24 protein-coding genes are annotated in these 24156 nt (G+C 67.1%); 13 read left to right on the top strand and 11 right to left on the bottom strand.

Annotation, left to right across the window (positions count from 1 at the left end; translation table 11 throughout):
• A partial coding sequence (locus FKP22_RS00700; protein ID WP_141284205.1) for an NAD(P)/FAD-dependent oxidoreductase occupies window positions 1-304 on the top strand: 304 nt, incomplete at its 5' end.
• A 15-nt stretch (window positions 305-319) separates the two neighbouring features.
• Here the strand turns inward: FKP22_RS00700 and FKP22_RS00705 are convergent.
• Window positions 320-1237, bottom strand: a complete 918-nt coding sequence (locus FKP22_RS00705) for a LysR substrate-binding domain-containing protein (RefSeq protein ID WP_141284207.1) — start codon at window positions 1235-1237, stop codon at window positions 320-322.
• A 107-nt stretch (window positions 1238-1344) separates the two neighbouring features.
• On the opposite strand from FKP22_RS00705, the gene FKP22_RS00710 reads away from it, so the two are divergent.
• The 4 genes from FKP22_RS00710 to FKP22_RS00725 all read left to right on the top strand — a co-directional run bounded on the left by FKP22_RS00710 (window position 1345) and on the right by FKP22_RS00725 (window position 4824).
• A complete protein-coding gene (locus FKP22_RS00710; protein WP_141284209.1) occupies window positions 1345-2478 on the top strand; it encodes a DSD1 family PLP-dependent enzyme in 1134 nt (377 codons plus the stop codon).
• 47 nt (window positions 2479-2525) lie between these two features.
• Window positions 2526-3497 carry an ornithine cyclodeaminase family protein gene (locus tag FKP22_RS00715; RefSeq protein ID WP_141284211.1) on the top strand — a complete coding sequence of 324 codons (972 nt, stop codon included), beginning with the start codon at window positions 2526-2528 and terminating at the stop codon, window positions 3495-3497.
• 227 nt (window positions 3498-3724) lie between these two features.
• Entirely contained in the window at window positions 3725-4321 is a 597-nt protein-coding gene (locus tag FKP22_RS00720; protein WP_141284213.1) for an Xre family toxin-antitoxin system antitoxin, read from the top strand.
• Window positions 4318-4824 (top strand): RES family NAD+ phosphorylase, encoded by a 507-nt coding sequence (locus FKP22_RS00725; protein ID WP_141284214.1) that lies wholly within the window; start codon window positions 4318-4320, stop codon window positions 4822-4824. Before FKP22_RS00720 ends, FKP22_RS00725 begins: the two co-directional genes overlap by 4 nt.
• A gap of 43 nt (window positions 4825-4867) precedes the next feature.
• Here FKP22_RS00725 and FKP22_RS00730 read toward each other — a convergent pair whose 3' ends face one another.
• The 5 genes from FKP22_RS00730 to FKP22_RS00750 form a co-directional block, all read right to left on the bottom strand.
• Window positions 4868-6055, bottom strand: coding sequence for an amidohydrolase (locus FKP22_RS00730; protein ID WP_141284215.1), 1188 nt, complete (start codon window positions 6053-6055; stop codon window positions 4868-4870).
• 19 nt (window positions 6056-6074) lie between these two features.
• Window positions 6075-6497: a helix-turn-helix transcriptional regulator gene (locus FKP22_RS00735; RefSeq protein WP_141284216.1), complete on the bottom strand. Its 423-nt coding sequence runs from the start codon at window positions 6495-6497 to the stop codon at window positions 6075-6077.
• A 125-nt stretch (window positions 6498-6622) separates the two neighbouring features.
• On the bottom strand, window positions 6623-7123 hold the full coding sequence (locus tag FKP22_RS00740) for an Lrp/AsnC family transcriptional regulator (RefSeq protein WP_141284217.1): 501 nt from the start codon (window positions 7121-7123) through the stop codon (window positions 6623-6625).
• Between the two features lie 76 nt (window positions 7124-7199).
• Window positions 7200-8612, bottom strand: a complete 1413-nt coding sequence (locus tag FKP22_RS00745; protein ID WP_141284218.1) for an aspartate aminotransferase family protein — start codon at window positions 8610-8612, stop codon at window positions 7200-7202.
• Between the two features lie 129 nt (window positions 8613-8741).
• The gene (locus tag FKP22_RS00750; protein ID WP_141284219.1) at window positions 8742-9629 is read right to left on the bottom strand and encodes a GNAT family N-acetyltransferase; all 888 of its coding nucleotides are present in this window, start codon (window positions 9627-9629) and stop codon (window positions 8742-8744) included.
• Window positions 9630-9944: 315 nt separating this feature from the next.
• On the opposite strand from FKP22_RS00750, the gene FKP22_RS00755 reads away from it, so the two are divergent.
• The 6 genes from FKP22_RS00755 to FKP22_RS00780 all read left to right on the top strand — a co-directional run bounded on the left by FKP22_RS00755 (window position 9945) and on the right by FKP22_RS00780 (window position 17746).
• A complete protein-coding gene (locus tag FKP22_RS00755) occupies window positions 9945-11228 on the top strand; it encodes an NAD(P)/FAD-dependent oxidoreductase (protein ID WP_141284220.1) in 1284 nt (427 codons plus the stop codon).
• A gap of 162 nt (window positions 11229-11390) precedes the next feature.
• On the top strand, window positions 11391-12908 hold the full coding sequence (locus FKP22_RS00760; protein WP_141284260.1) for an ABC transporter substrate-binding protein: 1518 nt from the start codon (window positions 11391-11393) through the stop codon (window positions 12906-12908).
• A 23-nt stretch (window positions 12909-12931) separates the two neighbouring features.
• Window positions 12932-13888, top strand: a complete 957-nt coding sequence (locus FKP22_RS00765; protein WP_141284221.1) for an ABC transporter permease — start codon at window positions 12932-12934, stop codon at window positions 13886-13888.
• On the top strand, window positions 13885-14772 hold the full coding sequence (locus FKP22_RS00770; protein WP_141284222.1) for an ABC transporter permease: 888 nt from the start codon (window positions 13885-13887) through the stop codon (window positions 14770-14772). The genes FKP22_RS00765 and FKP22_RS00770 overlap by 4 nt, the downstream gene beginning before the upstream one ends.
• A gap of 8 nt (window positions 14773-14780) precedes the next feature.
• The gene (locus tag FKP22_RS00775; protein ID WP_141284224.1) at window positions 14781-16424 is read left to right on the top strand and encodes an ABC transporter ATP-binding protein; all 1644 of its coding nucleotides are present in this window, start codon (window positions 14781-14783) and stop codon (window positions 16422-16424) included.
• Between the two features lie 137 nt (window positions 16425-16561).
• On the top strand, window positions 16562-17746 hold the full coding sequence (locus tag FKP22_RS00780; protein WP_141284226.1) for an acetyltransferase domain-containing protein: 1185 nt from the start codon (window positions 16562-16564) through the stop codon (window positions 17744-17746).
• 60 nt (window positions 17747-17806) lie between these two features.
• Here FKP22_RS00780 and FKP22_RS00785 read toward each other — a convergent pair whose 3' ends face one another.
• The 5 genes from FKP22_RS00785 to FKP22_RS00805 form a co-directional block, all read right to left on the bottom strand.
• Window positions 17807-19285 (bottom strand): aldehyde dehydrogenase family protein, encoded by a 1479-nt coding sequence (locus FKP22_RS00785; RefSeq protein WP_141284228.1) that lies wholly within the window; start codon window positions 19283-19285, stop codon window positions 17807-17809.
• A gap of 81 nt (window positions 19286-19366) precedes the next feature.
• Complete coding sequence (locus FKP22_RS00790) at window positions 19367-20005, bottom strand: hypothetical protein (protein ID WP_141284230.1); 639 nt, start codon at window positions 20003-20005, stop codon at window positions 19367-19369.
• The gene (locus tag FKP22_RS00795) at window positions 20002-20691 is read right to left on the bottom strand and encodes a HupE/UreJ family protein (protein ID WP_141284232.1); all 690 of its coding nucleotides are present in this window, start codon (window positions 20689-20691) and stop codon (window positions 20002-20004) included. Before FKP22_RS00795 ends, FKP22_RS00790 begins: the two co-directional genes overlap by 4 nt.
• 78 nt (window positions 20692-20769) lie before the next feature.
• Window positions 20770-21168, bottom strand: a complete 399-nt coding sequence (locus tag FKP22_RS00800; protein WP_141284234.1) for a hypothetical protein — start codon at window positions 21166-21168, stop codon at window positions 20770-20772.
• A 44-nt stretch (window positions 21169-21212) separates the two neighbouring features.
• Window positions 21213-21953 (bottom strand): DUF4198 domain-containing protein, encoded by a 741-nt coding sequence (locus FKP22_RS00805; protein ID WP_141284236.1) that lies wholly within the window; start codon window positions 21951-21953, stop codon window positions 21213-21215.
• Between the two features lie 426 nt (window positions 21954-22379).
• Between FKP22_RS00805 and FKP22_RS00810 the strand changes: the two genes are divergently transcribed.
• Window positions 22380-23045, top strand: coding sequence for a haloacid dehalogenase type II (locus FKP22_RS00810; RefSeq protein ID WP_141284238.1), 666 nt, complete (start codon window positions 22380-22382; stop codon window positions 23043-23045).
• A 166-nt stretch (window positions 23046-23211) separates the two neighbouring features.
• On the top strand, window positions 23212-24009 hold the full coding sequence (locus tag FKP22_RS00815) for a tRNA-uridine aminocarboxypropyltransferase (protein ID WP_141284240.1): 798 nt from the start codon (window positions 23212-23214) through the stop codon (window positions 24007-24009).
• Window positions 24010-24156 lie beyond the last annotated feature (147 nt).

The raw sequence follows: 24156 nt of genomic DNA on the forward strand, positions 1-24156 counted from the left end.
GGTTCGCCTCACGCTGCAGCGCGCCGTCGAGTTGGTGCCGGCACTCAAGGAGCGTGCGATGACCGCGGCCTGGGCCGGCTATGTGGACAGCACGCCCGATGGCGTGCCCGGCATTGGCGAGACGGCGACCTTGCCCGGCCTGGTGCTGGCCGCCGGCTTCAGTGGCCATGGCTTCGGCATTGGCCCCGGCGCGGGCCACCTCATCGCCGATGTCGTCAGCGGCAGTGTGCCGCTGGTCGACCCGACGCCGTATCACCCCGACCGCTTCCGGTCATCGGCCTGGGGCAAGGTGGCAGATTTCTAGCGGCCACATCACCGCTCAGTTGCCCTCGGGACGCAGCGCCTGCGTCAGGAAGGCCAGCAGCGCCTGCAGTCGGGCCGGGCGTCCCTTGCGCGAAGGCAGCAGCAGCACGACGTCCGCGCTGTCCAGCCGCCAGTCGGGCAGCAGGCGCACCAGCGTGCCACGGGCCATCGCCTCTGCCACGTCCCATTCCGAGCGCAACACCAGCCCCAGTCCCTGCTCGGCCCAGCCACGCGCCACCGTGCCGTCGTTGGTGAGCAAGGCTTGCGGCACGCGAAGCGTCTCCCGCGCCGCAGGCCGTCCGGAGGGATCGCCGGCGGGGCGGTGGAAGTGCCACAGCGTCGCATCCTCGTCGTTCTCGCGGATGCAGATGCATCGATGGCGCAGCAGGTCCTGCGGCGTCGACGGGACGCCGTGGCGATCCAGGTAGGCCGGACTGGCGCACAGCCAGCGCTCGTTCGACGCCAGCTTGTGCGCGACCCAGGAGGAGTCTCGCAGCCGGCCGATGTGGACGATGGCGTCCACGTCGTTGCGCTCCGGCCATGGCGCCTCGCCCAGCGTGAGATGGACTTGCAGCTCGGGATGCGCCTGCGAGAACTGGCCGATCAAGGGCGCGATGCGGCACCGGCCATAGCCGAAGGGTGCTGCCAGCCGAAGCACGCCGGTGAGCCGGCCATCGTCGATGCGGAAGCGTGCCGGCAGGTCCTCGATCTGCTTGAGCAGGGCGGCGGCCTCGCGGGCGAAGTTCTCGCCTTCGGGCGTGAGGCGCAGTTGGCGCGCGTCGCGCAGGGCCAGCACCATGCCCAGTCCCGCCTCCAGCTTGCGCAGGCGCATCGACAAGGCCGGCGGCGTGACGTTCAGGGCGCGTGCCGCCGCGCTGAGGGAAGGCGAGGCAGCCAGCGTCGCGGCAAGGCGCAGGTCATCGATCTGGATCATTCAATTGAAGTGAAAGATTGATGATTTGAAGATTAAGCGTGGCTTATCAAAAACTCAATAGAGTCAAGTTGTCCCCGACATCAGCCGCGTTGCACGCGCCCACTCGCATGGCCCATCTCAGCGACCTCGACACGCCCGCCGCCGTCATCGACATCCGCCGCATGCAGCGCAACATCGAGCGCATGCAGCGCCGCATGGACGAACTCGGCGTGGCCTTCCGTCCGCACGTGAAGACCAGCAAGTCCATGCCCGTCGTCCGGGCCCAGCTCGCCGCAGGCGCCAAGGGCATCACCGTCTCCACACTCAAGGAAGCGGAGTTTTTCTTCTCCGAAGGCGTCTCGGACATCCTCTATGCCGTCGGCATGACCGCCCGCAAGCTGCCGCAGGCCCTCGCGCTGCGCCGCCGCGGCTGTGACCTCAGGATCCTCACCGACAACGCCGACTCCGCGCGCGCCATCGCGGACTTCGGGCGCGAACGCGGCGAAGTCTTCGACGTGCTGATCGAGATCGACACCGACGGACATCGGTCAGGCATCAAGCCCGACGAGCCGGCCCTGCTGGAGGTTGCGACGGCCCTGGCGGACGGCGGGATGCGGATCGCAGGCGTGCTGACCCACGCCGGCTCCAGTTATGACCTCGACACGCCGGCCGCCCAGCAGGCCATGGCCGAACAGGAGCGGGCGGGGTGTGTGCATGCCGCCGAGAGGCTGCGCGCGGCCGGCTTCAGCTGCCCCATCGTGAGCGTCGGCTCCACGCCGACCGCGCTGGCCGCCCGCCATCTGGAAGGCGTGACCGAGGTGCGCGCGGGCGTCTATGTGTTCTTCGACCTGGTGATGGCAAACGCGGGGGCTTGCAGCACCGACGAGCTCGCGTTGAGCGTGCTCGCCACCGTGATCGGCCACCAGGTGGAGAAGGGCTGGGCCATCGTGGATGCAGGCTGGATGGCCATGAGCCGCGACCGCGGCACGCAGAAGCAGAAGAAGGACTACGGCTACGGCCAGGCATGCACCCTGGATGGGACCGTGCTGCCCGGCTATCTGCTCACGGGTGCCAACCAGGAGCACGGCATTCTTTCGCGCGAAGGCGAGCGCGACCCGAACATCGCCGAACGCTTACCCATCGGTACGCTGCTGCGCATCCTGCCCAACCATGCTTGCGCGACCGGGGCGCAGTACCCCGCCTATCAGGCGCTCTCCGAGAACGCGCAGGTCGAGCCCTGGAGCCGGCTGCACGGCTGGTGACGCGGTTCCTGCGCAAGGTCCCACTCGATTCCGGAAAGCCCACCGCCATGCCCTGCGACGCCACCTTGCTCCTGCTCGACAAGCACCACGTGGAGGCCTTGTTGTCCAAGGACGCCGTGCTGGCGGCCGTGCAGGAGTCGTTCGAGCTTCATAGCGACCGGCTCGGCCGCGTCTTCCCAGTGGTGCGCGAAGCGCTGCCCACCGGCGGTGTCTTCGGCATCAAGTCGGGCGACGTGCCGTCCCAAGGCCTGCTCGGCTTCAAGGCAGCGGGCTTCTGGCCTGCCAACCGCGCCGTGGGTGGCGAGCCGCACCAGGCCACGGTGGTCCTCATCGACCCTGGCACAGGCCGGCCCACCTGCATCATCGACGGCAACGCCATCACCACCGCGCGAACCGGTGCCGCTGGCGCGCTGGGACTGCGCCTGCTGGCGCGCCCCGACACGGCCTCGGCCTGCGTCTTCGGCACGGGGGTGCAGGCGCGTGTCCAACTGGACTTCGCACTGGACACGCTGCCCGGCATCACGCAGGTGCGCTACGTGACGCGCGACGGCAGGCGCGACCCGGCGTTCGAGGCGGTGTTCGCCGGTCGCTGTGCGATCTCGCTGGCGGCGGACAGCAATGCGGCGGTCGCCAGCAGCCACCTGATCATCACCGCCACCCCTGGCCGCGAGGTCTTGTTTGACGTCAGCGCGGTGCAGCCAGGCACCCACCTGAACTGCGTCGGTGCGGACACCCGCGGCAAACGGGAACTGCCTGATGGCTTGCTGGCGCGCGCCCGCATCGTCGTGGACGACCTGGCCCAGGCGAGGCAGATTGGTGAGTGCCAGTGGCTACCCGAAGCCGCTTGCATCGAACTGGGCGACCTCCTCTGCGGCAAGGCGGCGCTGCAACGCGAACCCGCCGACATCACGGTCTTCGACATGACCGGCCTGGCCTTGCAGGACCTGACCGTGGCTCGGCAACTTCAACGGGCCGCATTGGCCACCGGGCAAGGGACGCGGCTGCCCTGGGCTTGGTGAGCGGATGCATCGCGCGCGCTTGCGGGTCAGCGTCGCTTCTCTCACGAGGTGTCGGGGCCTGAGGCAGGCCGACAGCACCTTGGGCTGAAGCGGCTCGCAGCAATTTGAGCCTGTGTTTCACTCAATACTGAACTTTGGCAGTTCGTTTCGGTGAAGACTGAACCTCGCCTGCGGCATGCGGTTTGCCATGTGGCGTATGATGTTTGCCAAATGGCAGGAGCAGCAGCATGAAGTCGTCCAGCGAACATTCGACCGCCAAGCCCAAGAAGGGCGCCTCCCAGACTGCCGCAGCAGCAACCCTCGCGGAAGATGCGCTCACCACTGCGGATATGAAGGTCCATGGGGTCCGAGGCAAGAAGGCCGCGAACGTGAAGATCCTCACGGGCCGAAAGCCTGCGCGAAACGTCCAGGTGTTCGATGGGTTCATCGACGCTTTCGAGGGCTCCAGAGTCATGGCCCACGATATGGTGATGAAGGGCGTGTCAGGCCGGGCGCTGACCAGCATATGGGAAACCAAGTTGGATACCCTGCCCACCGATGCCATCCTGAAGGCCATTGGCGTGAGCGCGCGAACCGCCCACCGCATCAAGTCCGATCCAGACAAGCTGTTGGATGCGCGCACGACGGACGGGATCTACCGGCTCGAGTCTGTGCGCGCGATGGCAGAAGAGGTGCTTGGCAGCGCGGAGGCCGCCAACGAGTGGCTGAACACCGAGGCGATGGGTCTGGAGTTCAGGAAGCCGATCGATCTGCTGAGCACTTCGCCGGGTGCCGAAGCCGTCAAGACCTTGCTGCAGCGAATGAAGTACGGGGTCTACGCTTGATCCCGCTGCCGGCGTCCCTGGGCGGCACCGGCACCCTCGCAGGGTGGACGCTCCAGGATGCGCGCTATGCCGCCACCTGGAACTCCGGCATCGGCTCGGCTACGCACGGCGGCCGCTGGAATTCGATCGGCAAGCACGTGATCTATGCGGCCCTGGACCCGGCCACCGCCATCCTGGAGGTGGCCGTGCACAAGGGTTTCAAAGTGCTGAACACCGTCGCCCACAACCTCATCTCGTTCACTGTCACCGATCCGGCTCTGGTCCGTGTCGTGCAGCCGGGCCACGTGCCCAATCCGCACTGGCTCCACCCGATTCCCCCGAACAAGGACCAGCAGGAGTTTGGCGACCAGTTGATCGACGCCCACCCGTTCGTGCTGCTGCCCAGTGCCGTGAGCGGGCACTCGTGGAATCTGCTTGTCAACGTCGCGACGGCGCTGCCCCTGGTGACCGACATCCAGTTCGAGCGCTTCGCCCTTGACCCGCGCCTGCGTGCCAAGCCCTGACGCATCAACGGCTCTGGTTTCAGACCCGAACGAAAACCGACAGTCAGGCTGTCGCTAGCGCGCGCGCTGCCACCTCGCACAGCCACGCAACGCCCAGCGGCAAGGCTGCGTCGTTGAAGTCGTAGCAGGGGTGGTGCAGCGGGCGCTCGCCTTCGGCTCCCGGGTCGGGGCGTCCCTGGCCCAGCCAGAGGTAGGCGCCGGGCTTGTTTTGCAGCATGAAGGCGAAGTCCTCGGACGTGAAGGCGCCGCGCGGTGCCATGTCTGCCTGCAGGCCAACGGCGCGCGCAGCCGCCAGGGCGATCTCCGCCTGCGCGGGTGAGTTGACGGTGGCGGGGTAGTAGCGGTCGTAGTTCACGTCGACTTCGATGCCGTGCGCCACGGCCAGGCCGGCCGCCGCGGCGCGCAATGCGGCTTCGATGCGATCCTGTGTCGCCGGGTCGAAACTCCGCACCGTGCCGGTGATGCCGACCTCCGCGGGCAGCACGTTGTGGCTCTGGCCGCCGGCGATGCGCGTGACGGACAGGACCGCGGACTCGTTCGGGTCGATGCGGCGCGCGACGATGGTGTTGAGCTGGCCGACCAACTGGCTTGCGGCCAGGATCGCATCCGGCGTGTGGTGCGGCAGCGCTGCGTGGCCGCCCTTGCCGCGAACAGTGATGTCGAAGCGGTCGGCAGCGGCCATGATGGGGCCGGCACGGGTCTGTGCGGTGCCGAGCGGCAGGTCGGGCCAGTTGTGCAGCGCATAGACGCTGTCGCAAGGAAATCGGTCGAACAGGCCGTCCTCGATCATGCGGCGTGCGCCCCCTTTGCCCTCTTCCGCCGGCTGGAAGATGAAGTGCACCGTGCCGTCGAAGCGCCGGGTGCGCGCCAGCTGGCGGGCGGCACCGATGAGCATGCTGGTATGGCCATCGTGGCCGCAGCCATGGTGCGCGCCGGCATGCCGGCTGGCGTGGGGCGCGCGCCCGAGTTCCGTCATCGGCAGGGCGTCCATGTCCGCCCGCAGCCCGACCGTCCGGGGGCCGTCTCCGCATCGCAGCGTCCCCACGACACCGGTTCCCCCGATGCCTTCGGCGACCTCTATGCCCAAGAGGCGCAGTGCCTGGGCGACGATGCCGGCCGTGCGGCGTTCTTCGTAGGCCAGCTCCGGGTGGGCGTGCAGGTCACGGCGCATCGCCACCAGTTCCGGCATCAGGTCCGCGATCGCGGGGAAGTCATTTGCTTGCAGTGGCATGGTGGGTCTCTCGCTGCGATCAGCAGGCGTGGCGGGCATCGCCATCCGCAGCGCCGCCAGCCATGGCGGGCAGGCGGCGGGCGCTGAGCCCCTGGAACTGGCCGGGCGTGAGGCCGCGCGCACTCTTGAAATGGCGGGCAAGGTGGCTCTGGTCGTAGAAGCCGGTCTCGCTGGCCACCTTGGCTGCAGCCATGCCTTGGCGCAGTAGCAACTCGGCCTGGTCGACACGGCGTGCGCAGACATACTGGTGCGGCGAGATGCCCATGGTCTGGCGGAACACAGTGGCGAAGCGCCAGACGCTGAGGCCGGCGACAGCGGCAAGTTCCGCCAGCAACAGCGGCTGACCGAGATGGCCTGCGATGTAGGTCAATGTCCGCGCAATGGTCGCCGGCAGAGGTTCGGCGGGCGGAGGTGAGGGCGAGAAGAGCGGCAGGTCGGACATCCGCAAAGCTTAATTTTTTCGGACGGCGACATGTGCTGAACGTCGGGGGGCGCGATGCGGCGAATCTGCTGTTTCTCAGGCGGCCGCAGCAGTCAATGCCGAGCCCGTGCCGGCGGCCTCATGCCTCATTCGTCCATGGTGAGCAGCTGCTGTATCGGGTAGTGGTTCTTGACGAACGGCGACTTGATGACGATGAAGCTGAAATACTTCTCGATCCCGATGTTGCGCTCGAGCAGGCCCTCGATCAGCGTCTGGTAGTGGTTGACGCCGCGCGTCGTGAACTTGAGCATGTAGTCGTAGCCGCCGCTGACCAGGTGGCACTCGAGGATCTCGGGCACGCTGCGGATGCTGGACTCGAAGCGCACGAAGTCTTCGCGCCGGTGATCGGCCAGCGTGACTTCGGTGAACACGGTGAGGGTGTCGCTCAGCTTCTCCAGGCGGACGTTGGCACCGTAGCCGGCGATGTAGCCAGCCTGCTCCAGGCGCTTGACGCGGATCAGGCAGGGGCTCGGCGAGAGGCCCACGGCGTCCGCCAGGTCCACGTTCGTGATGCGGCCGTTCTGCTGGAGCTGGCAGAGGATCCGGAGATCAAGGCGATCAAGCTTGGGATTCGCTGCAGTCGTCATGGGGGCACCGGTTATGCGGGGAGAGGAGCGCGTCCAAGGTCACTAAGCAATAAGCCTGCCTGCCTCTCGCAGCATTTCATGCTGTCGCGCGCCGCACGTCCGCGAAATCCAGCACATCGTCCAGCGTCTTGCGCAGCCGTGCCGCCATCAGTTCGAACTCTTCGGCCGTGAAGCACAGCGCCGGTGCGAAACCGAGGATGTTGTCGCCGAAGGACCGGAACACCAGCCCGTTGCGATAGCCGGTTGCGAAGACCCGGTCGGCAAGGCCCAGCGCAGGATCGAATCGCGCCTTCGTCTGCTTGTTGCTGACCAGTTCCAGTGCGCCGAGCAGGCCTCGCTGGCGGGCCTCGCCCACCAGCGGGTGGTCGGCCAGGTTGGCCAGGACGCGCGCGAAATGCGGCGCCATGGCTTGCCCGTTGGCCAGCAGGCCGCCTTCTTCATAGAGCCGGATGACTTCGAGGCCCACCGCCGCGCTGACCGGGTGTGCCGAGTAGGTCGTGCCGTGGCCGATCGGCACGCCCGCGGGCGCGCCGTCGGCGATGGTCTGGTAGATCTCGTCGGACATCAGCATCGCGCCCATGGGCACGTAGCCCGAGGTCAGCCCCTTGGCCATCGTCATCATGTCCGGGTCCACCCCCTCGGCCTCGCAGGCGAACATCGGCCCCGTCCTGCCGAAGCCCGTGATGACCTCGTCGGCCACGAAGAGGATGCCCAGTTCGCGGCATGCCTGGCGCATGGCCTTGAGCCAGCCCTCGGGCGGCACGATCACGCCGCCCGAGCCCTGCACCGGCTCGCAGAAGAAGGCGGCCACCTTGTCCTGGCCGATCTGCTGCACCGTGGCGCGCAGTTCCGCCACGGATGCGCTGATGATGGCCAGCGGATCGCTGCCCACCGCACTGCGGTAGGCGTATGGCGAGGCGATGTAGTGCTGTTCCGGCAGTGGCAGGCCGAAGCCGCGATGGAAGGCCGGCAGCGCCGTGAGGCCCGCGCCGAAGAACGACGAGCCGTGGTAGCCGCGCTCCAGCGAAATGAAGTGCCGGCGCTGCGTCTGGCCGCGGGCATGGTTGTACTGCGCGATGAGCCTCACGGCGGCCTCGACCGCGTCGGAGCCGCTCAGCGTGAAGTACACGTGCTGGAGCGACGGTGGCGCGAGGTCGACCAGCTTGGCCGCCAGGCGCGCAGCGGGTTCGCTGCCGAAATGAAAGTACCCGGTGGCATACGGCAGCTTGCGCATCTGCTCGGTCGCGGCCTGCACGACCGATTCCTGTCCGTAGCCGGCGTTCACGCACCACAGGCCCGCGAACGCGTCCAGCAGTTCGTGTCCTTCGGTGTCTCGCAACCAGGCGCCCTTGCCGGATTGCAGCAGCGTGGCACCTCGCTTCTCGTGTGCACGCCAGGACGAAACAGGGTGGATCAGGTGCTCGCGATCGAGCTCAAGGGCGCTGGTTTGGGGAAGGGACAGGTGGGAACTGGAAGCGAGGGCCGACATGCTGCACGCCTTTTGAAGGGATGCAAGGATCGTAGGTCGACCACCGCAGCTTGTGCTGCGGCAATGCGCGGGAAAACCGCTGGAGGAAATCGTTATGGCGACAGCGGCGGCAGATCGTGCCTTGCGGCCTCAGCCGAGCGACTGGCTCAGCAGGGCAAATGACCGGATGGCACCGGAGGCCGCCACTGCGCCTTTGGTCATGGGGATGGCCATGGCCACCCGCCGCAGGCCCAAGCCTTCGACCCACTCGATCAGTTCCCCGTTCGCCCGCACGTCCACGCGCAGGAACTTGCCTGCAGCGAGCCGCGTGAAGTGGGCGATCAGCGCCTTGGCGCCGTGCAGATCGGGCGCGATGACCGGCCCGATCACCAAGCCCCGGCCGAAACGACGCATGACGGCAAAGCCGACCGCCTCCATGTCCCGATCCAGCACGACGATCTCACCTTGATCCAGCAGCATCCGCAAGGCGCGCTCGCGCGGCATGCCCATCGCTTGCAGGTCAAGTGCTGCCAGCCTCGGAGGGTCGTTGCGGCCCGCAGGGCGCAGCCGCTCGCCGGGCAGGAAGCTCATCAGCGGCGCCGGGGAGGCGATCCCCTGGTGCTGGCGCACGTCTCCAGTGCTGACGAAGCCCGAGCGCTCGTAGAGGCCCAGCCCCTCTGTGGTCGCGTGCAGCGAGACATCACGGTCCTCGAGGCCCTCGAGCAGGGTCTGCATGATGCGCGTTCCGATGCGCTGACCCTGGTACCGCTGCGTGACGATGATCATGCCAAGCGTCGCGTGGCGCTCGCCCCACTTCCAGCGCATGCCGGTGCCGATGACCTGGCCGTCGCGCTCGGCGACGAATCCCTGCCCGAGCGTGGACGCGATGTGCCAGTCCATGGAGCGATGTGGCCACTGCACTTCGACGGACAGGGCGTGCGCCGCATCCAGGTCGTCGACGTGAAGCGGCCGCATCAGGACGCCGTCAGCGACCGCGGGCGATGGGAATGTGCGCAGCGACAAGAAGAACTCCCGCATTTTTCATTGAGCATGGTTTCTCGCACAACGGGTGACAGGAATCTAGGAGATTCTTGGCGCCCACGCTGGCAGAAGGACCACGGCACGAAATGCTGCCCGGACTCGCGGAGAGCATCAAAAAGGTGCCTCAGCATGTTCTGCGGGGCATCTTGGTGCGCGGTGCGCCGTTCGGGGGACGCGCATGCACAGCATGCCGAGCGGGCCGTCACATTCAGCAGTTTTCACCTGGCTCGCTGCGGCAATCGCCACAACCTCCTACGGGCTGCGTGCTCCAATTTCTTCGTTGCCAGACCCTCAACCACATCTTCCCAACGCATGAAGCTGGACTCCTACTGGACGGCCACCGCAACCGCGCATTCCGTGCTGGAAAAGCCCTTGCCCGCGCGCGCCGACGTGGCGATCGTGGGTGGCGGCTTCACGGGCCTGTCCGCAGCGGTGGCCCTTGGCAGGCGCGGCGCGCGCGTGGTGGTGCTGGAGGCCGGCGCGATGGCGGGCGAGGCTTCGGGGCGCAACGGTGGCCATGTCAACAACGGGCTCGCTGTCGACTACGCCACGCTGGCGGCAAGCGTCGGCACCGAGCGCGCGAGCGCCTGGTATCGCGCCTACGACGCAGCGGTCGACTCGGTGGCACGCATCGTGCGGGAAGAGCGCATCGATTGCAATTTCCTGCGGAACGGCAAGCTCAAATTGGCCGCACGCGCTTCCGATTACGACACCCTGGCCAGAGGCTTCGACCGCCTGCACCGCGAAGTGGATTGCGACGTCGAGTTGCTGGATGCCGCAGCGATCCGCGACGAGATCCAGAGCGAGCGCTTCGTGGGCGGGCTGCTGCAAAAGCGCAGCGCGCAGATGCACATGGGTCGCTTCGGCGCTGGCCTCGCGCAAGCGGCAGAGCGTCATGGTGCCGAGTTGCATGCGCAGACCGAAGTGCGCCGCCTGGAGCGGGTGCGCGGGCAGGTGCACAGGCTGCACACGGACCGTGGCGTGGTCGAGGCCGATCAGGTGCTGGTCGCCACCGGTGCCACGATGCATGGCAGCTATCCGTCGTTCGGCTTCTGGCGCCGTCGGATCGTGCCGATCGGCAGCTTCATCATCGTGACCGAGCCGCTGGGGCATGAACTCGCGCGTCGCATTCTGCCGGGCATCCGCACTTACACAACGGCAGCGCACATCCACAACTATTTCCGCCTCACGCCCGATGATCGGCTCGTCTTCGGCGGCCGTGCGCGCTTTGCGATGTCCAGCCCCAACTCGGACGCGAAGAGTGGCCACATCCTGCGCGAGGCCATGACCTGGGTGTTCCCGCAACTGTCGAAGACGCGCATCGACTACTGCTGGGGCGGCATGGTCGACATGAGCCGCGACCGGCTGCCGCACGCCGGCGAGCATCGGGGTCTGTACTACGCGATGGGCTACAGCGGGCACGGCACGCAGATGTCCGTGCACATGGGGCAGTGCATGGCCGACGTGATGGCGGGCGATTCCGCTGCCAACCCGTGGCGCGACCTGGCGTGGCCGGCCATCCCGGGGCACTTCGGGCCGCCGTGGTTCCTGCCGTTGGTGGGTGCCTATTTCAAGCTGAAGGACGCGCTGCGCTGACGCGCGCGGCCGACCTGACGAATCGTTGACCTGAAATCAGTCGAAGGAAATCGCATCGTGAACAAGCCCATTGCTCCGCCGCAGGACCTGATCGGTTCCGAAGACAGTTCGCGCCTGCTCGACGCCCTCCGGCGTGGCGCGACGCGCCGGGACCTGCTGGCGATGCTGATGGGCGGCGGCATGCAGGTGGCGCTGGCGACCACGGCTGCTGGGTGGGCCACCACGGCTCAGGCCGAGACGCCGCGGCGCGGCGGACGACTGCGCGTCGCAGGAGCGTCTTCGTCGATCAACGACACGCTGGATCCAGCACGACAGGCAAGCCAGTCGGACTACATCCGGTGCAACATGTTCTACAACGGCCTGACGGTGCTGGACAACGCGCTCGTCGCGCAGCCCGCCCTGGCGGAATCGTTCTCGCACCAGAAGGCCACGCTGTGGACCTTCAAGCTGCGCAAGGGTGTGCAGTTCCACGACGGCAGGGCACTGACGCCGGCCGACGTCGTGTTCTCGCTGAACCGCCACAAGGATCCCGCGGTCGCGTCGCGCGCGAAGACGCTTGCCGACGAGATCGAAGAAGTGCGCCAGAGCGGGCCGAACGAAGTGCAGGTCCGGCTGAAGACCGCGAACGCCGACTTCCCGGCCATTCTTGGCACCTACCATTTCAAGGTCGTGCCCGATGGCACGACCGACTTCAGCAAGGGCATCGGCACAGGACCGTTCAAGTGCAAGGAATTCAAGCCGGGCGGTCGCTCGCTGGCGGTGCGCAACGAGTCGTACTGGCGGCCTGATCGCCCGTACCTCGACGAGATCGAATATGTCGGCATCGGCGACGAATCGGCTCGCGTCAACGCCTTGCTGTCGGGCGGCCTGGACCTCGTGGCTGCCGTCGATCCGCGTTCCAGCCAGCGCATCGGCCAGACGCCTGGCTACGGCGTGTTCGTCGCGCCGTCGGGGCAGTACAGCGACCTGGTCATGCGCCGGGACAATGGACCGGGCAGCAATCCGGATTTCGTGCTGGCGATGAAGCACCTGTTCAATCGGGAGCAGATGCGCAAGTCGATCGCCTTGGGCAACGCGGCCATCGGCAACGACCAGCCCATCGACCCGACCAACCGCTATTTCAACGCCGCGCTGCCGCAGCGCGCGTTCGACCTCGACAAGGCGAAGTTCCACTTGCGCAAGTCCGGCCTGGGCAGCGGCGCCATTCCCATCGTCGCGTCTCCTGCGGCCACCTATTCGGTCGAGATGGCGCTGGTGCTGCAGCAGACGGCGCGCCAGATCGGCCTGAATCTCGAGGTCAAGCGCATGCCGGCCGACGGCTACTGGTCGAACCATTGGATGAAGAGCCCCATCGGCTTTGGCAACACCAACCCGCGTGCAACGGCGGACATCCTCTTCACGCAGTTCTTCAAGTCCGACGCGACCTGGAACGAGTCCGGCTGGAAGAGCGAGCAGTTCGACCAGCTTCTGCTGGCGGCGCGCGGCGAGGCAGACGAGGCCAGGCGCAAGAGCCTGTACGGCGACATGCAGGTGCTGGTGCACGAGCAGGGTGGCGTGGGCATTCCGCTGTTCATCTCCAGCCTGGACGCTCACTCGTCCAAGGTGCGCGGCTTCGTGCCCATGCCGCTTGGCGGGATGATGGGCACCGCGTTCGCCGAGCACCTCTGGCTCGCGGCCTGAGGGCTTCAGGCCTCGTGCGCATCATGAATCTCCTCCTCGCCCGCCTCATTGCCCAGCGAGTCGGCACGGCGCTGCTGTCCTTGCTCGCGGTCTCGGTCATCGTCTTCGCGATCACCGTGCTGCTGCCTGGCGACGCCGCGCAGCAGCAGCTAGGGCAGGAGGCCACGCCCGAGACGCTGGCCGCCCTGCGCCTGGAGATGGGGCTGACGCAGTCCGGGCCCGAGCGGTATGGGCACTGGTTGCTGGGCATGCTCAAGGGCGCACCGGGCCAGTCGCTGGTCAGCGGGCAAGGTGTGGCCGAGATGATCGGCGAGCGCCTGCCCAATTCGCTGCTGCTGGCGCTCATCACCGCGGCCATCTCGGTGCCGCTGGCGCTCGGCCTGGGCATCGCTTCCGCGGTCTGGCGGGGAACGTGGTTTGATCGCGTCGTGACCGTCGGCGCCGTCGCGGTGGTGTCGGTGCCGGAGTTCCTGGTCGCGACCCTGGCCGTGCTGGTCTTCGCCGTGGAGCTGAAATGGCTCCCGGCCCTCTCGTATGTGAACGACATCGCGTCGGTGGGGCAACTGCTCAAGGCGTATGCACTCCCCGTTCTCTGCCTGTGCTGCGTGATCGTGGCGCAGATGATGCGGATGACGCGCGCTGCCGTCATCGACCAGCTGCGTGCGCCCTACATCGAAATGGTGCTGCTCAAGGGCGCCAGGCGCAGCCGCATGGTGCTGGCGCACGCGCTGCCCAACGCCGTCGGCCCGATCGCCAACGCGGTCGCGCTGAGCCTGTCGTACCTGCTGGGCGGAGTGATCATCGTCGAGACCATCTTCAACTATCCCGGCGTGGCCAAGCTGATGATCGAAGGCGTGACCCAGCGCGACATGCCGCTGGTGCAGGCATGCGCCATGCTGTTCTGCGCCGCCTACCTGATGCTGGTGACCGCGGCCGACATCTTCGGCATCCTCTCCAATCCCCGCCTGCGCCACCCATGAACAAGCCCTCGAGTCCCGCTCCAGCCGCCTGCTTGCAGTCCGCCGCGGCCGCCGCCGCCGGCACGCCGCCCGAGCGGCATTGGCGCATTCCTGCTGCCGGCGTGATCGGCCTGGCCGTCATCTTTCTGTGGATGGCGGCGGCCGTGTTCGGCCCATGGATGCTGGCGGCGGACTCGGGCGACATGAGCGACGCCGCGGTCTTCGCGCCGATGGGGGGCGCCCATTGGCTGGGCACCGACTACCTGGGGCGCGACGTGCTCAGCCGCATCGTCGAGGGCGCGCGCTACACGGTGGGCGTGGCGCTGGCTGCCACGCTGTGCGCCAGCGTTGCCGGTACCACGCTGGCGCTGCTGGCGGCTGCCCGGGGCGGCATGATCGACGCCCTGATCAGCCGCTCGCTCGACACCCTGGTCTCGGTCCCGAGCAAGATGTTCGCGCTGCTGATGGTCGCGGCGTTCGGAGCGTCCGTGTCCATGCTGGTGCTGATCGCCGCCATCGTCTACGCGCCGGGCGCCTACCGCATCGCGCGGGCGCTGGCGGTCAACATCGGCGCGATGGACTACGTCACCGTGGCCCGCACGCGGGGCGAGGGAACCTGGTACGTGATGCGCCGCGAGATCCTGCCCAACATCGCCGGGCCCATGCTGTCCGACCTGGGGCTGCGTTTTGTCTACGTGGTGCTGCTGCTGGCCGGCATGAGTTTCCTGGGCGTGGGCATTCAGCCGCCTGACGCGGACTGGGGCTCGCTGGTGCGCGAGAACATCGGTGGCCTGTCCGAGGCGGCGCCGGCCATCATCGCCCCGGCCCTGGCCATTGCCAGCCTGACCATTGCCGTCAACCTCGCGATCGACGCCTTGGGCGGCTCGCACCGCCGGTCGGAGTGAGCGAAAACATGGGAGCTTCCGTTTCAGTGCAGGGCCTGCGCATCGTCGCGGGCGAGGGCGATGCCGGGCAGGTGATCGTCCACGACCTCAGCTTCGCGGTGAAGCCGGGCGAGGTGCTGGCCCTGATCGGCGAGTCCGGCTCCGGCAAGACCACCACCGCGCTGGCGCTGATGGGCTATGCCCGCGAGGGATGCCGCATTGCCGCAGGGACGGTCGACATCGGTGGCGTGGACGTCCTGTCGCTCGATGGCGAGGGACAGCGCCGCCTGCGCGGCCGCACGGTGGCCTATGTGGCGCAGAGCGCGGCCCAGTCCTTCGACCCATCGCGCACGCTGATCGACCAGGTGACAGAGCCGGCGCGCATCCACGGCCTCATGTCGCCTGCGGCGGCAAAGGCCAAGGCGCTCGCGCTGTTCCATGAGCTGGCCTTGCCCGACCCGGATCACATTGGCGAGCGCTACCCGCATCAGGTCTCCGGCGGCCAGCTGCAGCGCATCATGGCGGCGATGGCGCTGATCACGGACCCTGACCTGATCATCCTGGACGAGCCCACCACGGCGCTCGACGTCACCACGCAGATCGAAGTGCTGCGGGCCTTCCGGCGCGTGGTCCGTGAGCGGCGAGCCACGGCCGTCTACGTGAGCCACGACCTCGCGGTGGTGGCGCAGATGGCCGACCACATCCTCGTGCTGCGCGAGGGCCGCATGCGGGAGTGGGGCGGCACGAACCGCGTCATCACTGCTCCGCAGGACGACTACACCCGTCGCCTGCTGGCGGCAGCCCGGCCCGAAGTGCAGGAAGTCGCGCCTGCGCGCGGCGAAACCGAGCTGCTGCTCGAGGTGCGTGACCTGGCCGCAGGCTACGGGCCGCTCGACGCTGCCGGCAGGCACCAGGTGCCTATCCTGCAGGACATCCAGCTGCGCCTGCATCGTGGGCAGGCCATCGGCGTGATCGGCGAATCGGGCTCCGGCAAGACCACGCTGGCGCGCGCCATCGCGGGGCTGGTGAAGCCCTCCGGCGGCAGCATCCTGTTCAACGGCAGCTACCTGGCGCCCACGCTGGCCAATCGGCGGAAGGACGAGCTGCGGCGCATCCAGATCGTGTTCCAGATGGCCGACACCGCGCTCAATCCCGCGCACACGATAGAGGCGATCCTGGCGCGGCCGCTGCAGTTCTTCCATGGCCTGCGTGGCGCGCCGCTGCAGGCGCGCATTGGCGAATTGCTCGATCTCGTGAAGCTCCCGCAGTCCCTGCGTCAGCGCCGGCCCAGCGGCCTGTCTGGCGGCCAGAAGCAACGCGTCAGCCTGGCCCGCGCACTGGCCGCCAAGCCGGACCTGATTCTTTGCGACGAGGTCACCTCTGCGCTCGACACCGTGGTGGGTGCCGCCATCCTGGAACTGATCGCCGACCTGCGCCGCACGCTGGGCGTGTCCTTCCTGTTCATCAGCCACGACATGCACACGGTGCGTGCCGTGTGCGATGAGATCGTGGTGATGCAAGGCGGCCGCAAGCTCACGCAGATCGCGCGCGCGGACTATGCGCGCGGGCCGCATCACCCGTACTACGAATTGCTGTCGCGCTCGGTTCCGGAATTGCGTACCGGCTGGCTGGACGAGCTGCCGGCAACGGACGCGCCCGAGCTGGCTGTTTGAGGGGCGGCGGCGGCCGCAGCAAGTTGCGGCGACCGCCGGCGATTCGCCACGAACCTTGCGCTGCGGCGCGCCAACACGGCATTTTGAGAAGCGTTGCGCTGGTCTAATTTCTGCTCAATCTGGTACGGAGTTCGAGCATGTCCACAGTGGCAATGAACGGCGTGAGGGCCGCGGTGCGGTCGGTTGGGACGATGAGCTCGCGCCTGTCGAGCATCGACGCCCTGCGCGGTCTCGTGATGATCTTCATGCTGCTGGATCACATTCGCGAGACCTGGTTCCTGTACATGCCGGTGACTGATCCGGTCAATGCGGCGACCGTCGCGCCCACGCTGTTCTTCACCCGCATCACGAGCACGCTGTGCGCGCCGATCTTCGTGGCGCTCACCGGCCTTGGGGCGTACCTGTTCAGCCAGAAGCACACCAAGCGTGAGACCAGCGAATTCCTGCTCAAGCGGGGCTTGTTCCTGGTGCTTCTGGAACTCACGCTGGTCAACTTCTCCTGGCGGGCCGAGCTGCCGTTCACGGTCGTCTACCTGCAGGTGATCTGGGCCATCGGCCTTTGCATGATCGCGCTGGCCGCGCTGATCCACCTGCCGCACCGGGCGATCCTGGCGATCGGCCTGGTGATCGTCTGCGGCCACAACCTGCTCGACGGTGTCGTCGTCGACAAGGACAGCGCGCTCTACATGCCCTGGGGTTTCCTGCACCACCGCGTGGTGATGGACGTCGCCGGCGTGCCGGTGAAGTTCAACTATCCGGTGCTGCCCTGGCTGGGCGTGATCAGCCTGGGCTGGGCCATCGGCCCGTGGTTCAGTGAGCTGGCCGCCGAGCTGCGCCAGCGACGGCTCATCCGCCTGGGCCTGGGCATGATCATTGGCTTCGTCGTGCTGCGTGCGCTGAATGTCTACGGTGACACGCCGTGGTTCGTCGTCCCCGGGGACGAGCTGCGCACCGTGATGAGCTTCCTGGCCATGACCAAGTACCCGCCCTCGCTGCTGTTCCTGCTGCCCACGCTGGGCATCGGCCTGGTGCTGCTCGCGTATTTCGAGCGCTGGCAGGGCGGCCCCGTCTCCGAGCGCCTCGCGGTGTTCGGTGGCGCGCCGATGTTCTTCTACCTGCTGCACCTGTACACGCTGCGCGTGCTGTACCTGTGCGCCAGGGCCATCTACGGGACCAATCATGGCGACGTGTTCGGCGTCTCGTCCATCGTCTATGTGTGGCTCTGGTACATCGCCTTGATCGTCGCCTTCTACTTCCCCACCGCCTGGTTCTCCGGCTTCAAGAAGCGCCGCAAGGACATCTGGTGGTTGAAGTACCTCTGAGCAGCTTCATCGCGCAGGAAAGCGGCCGGTGCCCTGCGGGACACCGGCCGCTTTTTTTGCTCAGGCCTCGCCGAAGCCGAGGATGGCCTTGGTCTCCAGGTATTCCTCCAGGCCGTGCCGCCCGTATTCGCGGCCATTGCCCGAGAGCTTGTAGCCGCCGAAGGGCGCGAACGGATCCCAGGCGGGGTGATTGATCAGCACCTGGCCGGCACGGATCCGGCCGGCGACGGCGCGAGCCTGGGCGACATCGGTCCCCTGGACGTGCGCGCCCAATCCATAGACCGTGTCGTTGGCGATGGCGATCGCCTCTTCAACCGTGTCGTAGGGCAGGATGCAAAGCACTGGACCGAAGATCTCCTCCTGCGCAATCCGCATCTGCGTCCGGACGGACGAGAAGATGGTCGGCCGTGCGTAGAAGCCTGTAGCGAGGCCGTCAGGTCGGCCGAGGCCGCCGCAGAGCAGGCGAGCACCATCCTCGAGACCGACGGCGATCATCTGCTGGACGCGCTCGAACTGTGCGCGGTTGGCGATCGGTCCCAGGGTCGTGTCCGGCGACATCGGGTCGCCGACGATCAACGCGGCTGCCGCCTGGCAAGCCAGCTCCTCCACCTGGCGCAGCGCATTGCGCGGGACGATCATGCGCGTGGGCGCGCTGCAGGACTGGCCGACGTTGCGGAACGCGGCCGCCACGCCCAGCGGCACCGCACGGGCGAAATCGGTGTCGGGCAGCATCAGGTTCGGGGACTTGCCGCCGAGTTCCTGCGTGACGCGCTTGACCGTCGGTGCAGCAGCCTGGGCCACGAGGACGCCAGCGCGCGTCGAGCCGGTGATCGAGATCATGTCGATGCCGGGATGCTCGGCCATGGCGGCGCCAACTTCCGGACCCGAGCCGTTGACCAGGTTGAACACACCGGGCGGCACGCCGGCGTCGTGCATCAGCTGGGCGAACATCAAGGCGCTGTAGGGCGACAGCTCGCTGGGTTTGAGCACCACGCAGCAGCCCGCGGCGATGGCTGGCGCCATCTTGGCGGTGATCTGGTAGAGAGGCCAGTTCCAAGGCGTGATGAGCCCGCAGACGCCGATGGCTTCGCGCGCCACAGCCGTCGTGCCGTGGCGCTGCAGGAAGGGATAGGCGAGCAGTGCTTCGCGCGCCACACGCACATGTTCCGCGGCGAGCGGAACCTGTGCCGCCCGCGCATAGGTGCAGGCCACCCCCATCTCCAGGCTGAGCGCGAGCGCGAGTTCGTCGGCCCGCTGCAGCATCAGCGCGTGGATGCGCTCCAGCAGCGCGGCGCGCGCCTCGACGCTGGTGCCAGCGAACCCGGGAAAGGCACGCCGCGCGGCGGCCACGGCCCGGTCGACATCGTGCGCATTGCCCATCGCGATCTGTCCCAGCACGCATTCGGTCGCGGGATTCACGACATCGAAGGACGCTGGTGCCTCGGCCTGCTGCCACGCGCCGTCGATGTAGAAGCGCTGGGGGTTGACGCAGTCGACGATGGCCTGTTGCGGCGGTGGGGTCAATTCAGAGGCGGTCATCTCTGCAGTCTTTGAAAGAGGATTGAAAAAGCCCGGCGGCGACGGGATTCGCGGGCCGGGCAGCTTCGGGGAACGGGCGGTCTACTTCGGGATGTAGAGCTTCTCGTAGAAGCCCGAGGTCCGGATCTTGAGGGTTACATCGCTCTCGCCGCGGTTGCGCCAGAACCAGCCGTGGTGCCCGTCGAACGGGGCCGTGAACGACCCTTGCGCGGTCGTCAGGTCGGACTGCATCCAGTAGCGCGTGAAGCGTTCGCCGTCATTGGGCTTCTCGCCGTGCATGTCCATCTTCAACGGGCCGTTGGCGTCCCAGTGGAAGATCAGGTGGTCGCCCGTCTTCATCTCCGCCTTCACCTCCAGGCCGCTGTGCGGCTTGAGCACCACGGTCATCTCGTCCGACCGCATGGGGGTGGCCTTGGAGATGGACTGCTGGCTCTGCGGCTCGACGGTGATGGCGGCCTGCGAAGAGGAAGAGGTCGGGCTCGGGGCTGTCGTCGCGACGGGTGTTGTGTCGGGTGTTGCGTCAGCCTCGCCGCTGCGCATCTGCGTCAGCCCGAGTTTGGCGCCAAGCCCGGTGATGTCGATGCCGCGTTCGGCCGGCAGCACGAACAGGGTCAGCACCACGGTGGCGACGGCGAAGGCGCTCGCGCAGGCCAGGCCGAGCGTGCGTGGCGAGACCTCGTAGGTGGGGCCTGCAGGCGTGTTGTCGAGGGCGATGCTCATGGCGGAGAGATGGAGGTGAAGTAGCCCGAAAGCTGGTAGCCGATCAGCACGAAGCCCGCGCTCATCAGGGCCGCGTTGGCGAGCACGACGCTGCGCTGGAAACTGGCGGTCTGCCGCCAGAGGGACATCAGCAGCAGGATGAGGCCGAGGGCCAAAAACTGCCCCATCTCCACGCCGACGTTGAAGCTGACGAGGTTGGGCAGCAGTCCGTCCTGCGAGATCGAGATCTCCTGCAGCTTGGCCGCGAGGCCGAAGCCGTGGAACAGGCCGAAGATGAGCACCGCGGCCTTCTGGTTGGGCTCGAAGCCGAGCAGGCGCTTGAGGCCGCCCAGGTTGTCGAGCGCCTTGTAGACGACCGACAGGCCGATGATGGCGTCGATGACGAATGCGTTGGCGTGCACGTTGCCCAGCACGCCCGCCAGCAATGTCGTGCTGTGGCCGATGGCGAACAGCGTCACGTACGTGCCCACGTCCTTCAACCGGTACAGGAAGAAGATCACGCCGAACAGGAACAGCAGGTGGTCGTACCCCGTGACCATGTGCTTGGCGCCGAGGTAGATGTACGGAATGATGTTGATGCCGGGGTTGGACTCGATGAACGACTTGTCGCCATCGGACACGCCGTGCGCGCAGGCGGCGCTCGTCGCGACCGCCGCAGCAACCGCCGCCGTGGCGGCCAGCAGCATCGGCAGCCTCCGATGAGGCGCCGACGGCAGCGCTGGAACTGCGCGGCGTGTGTGGGTCGGCGTCGCGTGACTCACGGCTTACGGGGCGGTGAATTCAGCCGAGGTCTTGGCCATCGTGGCGGTGTTGGTCAACATGACCTCGACCTTCGAGCCAGGCTTGACCTTGCTGCCCTTGGCTTCGAACTTGTTCCCGGCGGCCGCCTTCATGGCCACCTCGGACTTCACGCCCTTGTAGGTGATCACCAGCTTGGCCGACATGCCGCTGCTGGGCACTTCTTCGTCCTCGTCGACCACGAATACCGACACGCCCGTGGGCTCGGTCAGCAGTTCGACCAGCGTCTCGCCGGACATCTGCACGATGCCGCCGTGCGAAGGCTTGGTGGCGCCATGCGCGAAGGTGGCGGCGCTGAAGGCGAGCGAGGCGCTGGCGAGAGCCAGCAGGAGAGCGGTTTTCTTCCAGGTCAGTGGCAGCGTCATGATGCGTTCTCTGTGGGTTGGGTTGCGATGGGCACTCGAGGCGCTCATTCCGGCGCGTGCTGTAGCGTGAAGCTGAGCGTGGCGAGGTGCACGGTCGCGTCGGCCTTGGCGGGGTCGTCCGACGGGCCGTTGTAGGTGGCAGCAAGGACGTTGAAGCCCTGGTTGCGGACCTTGATCGTGGCGGTGCCGTCGGCGCCGGTCTTCACGCCCGCGTTGTCGGGGTCGTTGATGTAGTCGTTCTGCACGATGGCGCCCGCGATGGGCTTGCCCTCGTACAGCACGCGCACGGTCAATGGCTGGTCCAGCATGTCGGGCAGCTTGCTCGCCAGCGGCACGATCTGCAGGGTCTGGTTCGCGAGCACCGGGATCGGACCGGACAGCGGCCCGTTGATGCGCACCGTGTACTTCTTCGTGTGTTCGCTGACCACGGCGCCAGGGACTTCGCTGCGCCCCTTCTTGTGCCACTCGCCGTCCGGCGTCTTGCTCCAATAGCCGTAGTCCATGTCGGCCGTCAGGATGGTGGCCGGGCTGTCGGTGTCGACCAGAACGATGGGGCCGGCTGGGCGGAGCTTGACGGGAATGGCCTTGTAGGCCGTGTCATAAGCGGCGTAGTGGTTCAGCAGCGGGAGACGCTTGACCATGTCGAGGTCGTCGGCGCCGACACCGTAGATCAGCGCCGTCTGGGTGGCGCGCTGGGCGAACCAGATGGCGTGGGCCTGCGCGGCGGAGGCGGCGATCAGGCCGGCCGTGAGGGCTGCGACTGCGACGAGTTTGGGGAACTTCATCTGGGACTCCGACGGTGAACATATGAAAGGATTCGACCCCGGCAAGAATACGGAATCGCCGGCGAGCAAGCTGCCAAATCGCGCGTGCGAGCGGGCACATCGTGCCGAATCGCGCGCTGGAAACCGCAGCCGCGGGAAGGGGCACCAAGCGGGGTCGCTGCGCACCAACATCGCAGGCGATCATGGTGCGCGAGAGGGCTGGAAACGAGCTGGTGGAAACTGCCGCAAGGCGCGATGCCGTGCGCTCGATTCGCATTGCCGGAGGCTTGTTCCATCTGCGAGTCCCCACCCGAAACGGCCGCCGCATGGCGTGCTGTTCGAAGACGGGAAAACGAAACTTCAGGGGCAGCCAGAGCCGCCCATTGAGGACTCCTTGCGGTGCCTTCATGCTTCAATTTCGCCATCGTTCATAGACAGGCGACCCGCATGACGTTCCGACCCAAATACATCACGTTCGATTGCTACGGCACCCTCACGCGCTTCCAGATGGGAGAGACCGCGCGGGCCATGTACGCCGATCGGCTGTCCCCGGAGAAGCTCGAGGTGTTCATCTCGGACTTCACCCACTACCGCCTTGACGAAGTGATGGGCGACTGGAAGCCATACGCGGACGTCCTGAAGAGCGCGCTGGAGCGGACCTGCAAGCGCCATGGCGTCAAGTTCATCGAGGCGGAAGGCCAGAAGTATTACGACCTGGTGCCGACCTGGGGCCCGCACGCCGACGTGCCGGAGCCGCTGACGCGCATCGCCAAAGAGATCCCTCTGGTCATCCTGTCGAACGCGATGAACAGCCAGATCCAGAGCAACGTGGACAAGCTCGAAGCGCCATTCCATCGCATCTACACGGCAGAGCAGGCGCAGGCCTACAAGCCGCGCCTGCAGGCGTTTGAATACATGCTGGACCAGCTCGGCTGCGGCCCGCAGGACATCCTGCACGTCTCCTCCAGCCTGCGCTATGACCTGATGTCGGCCGACGATCTCGGCATACAGCACAAGGTGTTCGTGAACCGTGGCCATGGGCCCGGCAATCCGGCTTACCGCTACACCGAGATCAAGGACATCGGCGGATTGCCTGCGGTCGTCGGGCTTTGAAGCCTTGCCATGGCCTGTGAAGGCCGGGCAGCCATGGTGGCAAGCGGGGCCGGCTTGATGGCCGCTCGGCGGCTGGTCGCTGCCGCATGCGAGCATGCTAGATTCGACTGCTGGCGCTGCTGCTTGATCCGGTGCGCCAGAACAGTTGGTCCGTGAATTTTGTGACATGCCCCACGCCGTGGCCCGCTTGCGCGCCGCATGCATCGCGCAAAGCGGCACCATGCCCCGCTTGGACCGCGATGGTCCGCGCAAGCTGCGCTGTGTCACTTGCCGCCTGATCCCCAGTCACTGCATGTGCGGCCTGAGGACCGTGGTGCAGACACGCGCTGCGGTGTGTCTGATCATGGCCGAGTTCGAACCGCTCAAGCCCAGCAACACGGGCTGGTTGATTGCGGACGTGGTGCCGGAAACGATGGCATTCAGCTGGTCCCGCAAGGCGGTGGACCCGGCGCTGCTGGCCTTGCTGGCCGATCCGCAGTGGCAGCCTTATGTCGTGTTCCCGGGCGAGTTTGCGGCGCCTGAGCGGGTCACTACGGAGCTATTGGACCAGGCGGGTGTTGAACAACCGGGCAAGCGCCCGCTGTTCATCCTGCTGGACGGGACCTGGTCCGAGGCGCGCAAGATCTTCCGCAAGAGCCCATACCTGAATGCGTTGCCGGTGCTGAGCCTGCGGCCCGAGCAACTGTCCCGCTACCGCCTGCGCCGCTCCACGCACGAGCACCATTTCTGCACGTCAGAGGTGGCGGCCTTGTGCCTCGCGCTCGCCGGTGAGCTTCACGCGGCGCAAACGCTGGAGGCCTATCTTGACGTGTTCAGTGCGCGCTACCTGAGTGCGCGGCAAAGCGTGCCGGCTGACGCGGAGGACGCGGCACACCAGCGTTTGCGGGCGCTGCGCGGACAAACCAGCCCACTGCCTGCCGGGCATCTGCACATTCGCAGCAGCTTGCCGCCACCCATAATCTGACGCAACAAGACGTTGCGGACGGCCCCCGCGGCGGCGCATTCGCGGATTGGCCATGAATGGCTCCGTCGCAAGCCCGCTGACTTCAGGCCCTCCGGTTTTTCCCAGCCGTGCAGCCATTGCTGCCGGGTTGCCTCCACTGCCCTGTTC

It is taken from the genome of Ideonella azotifigens (assembly GCF_006519715.1).
Classification (GTDB): domain Bacteria; phylum Pseudomonadota; class Gammaproteobacteria; order Burkholderiales; family Burkholderiaceae_C; genus Ideonella; species Ideonella azotifigens.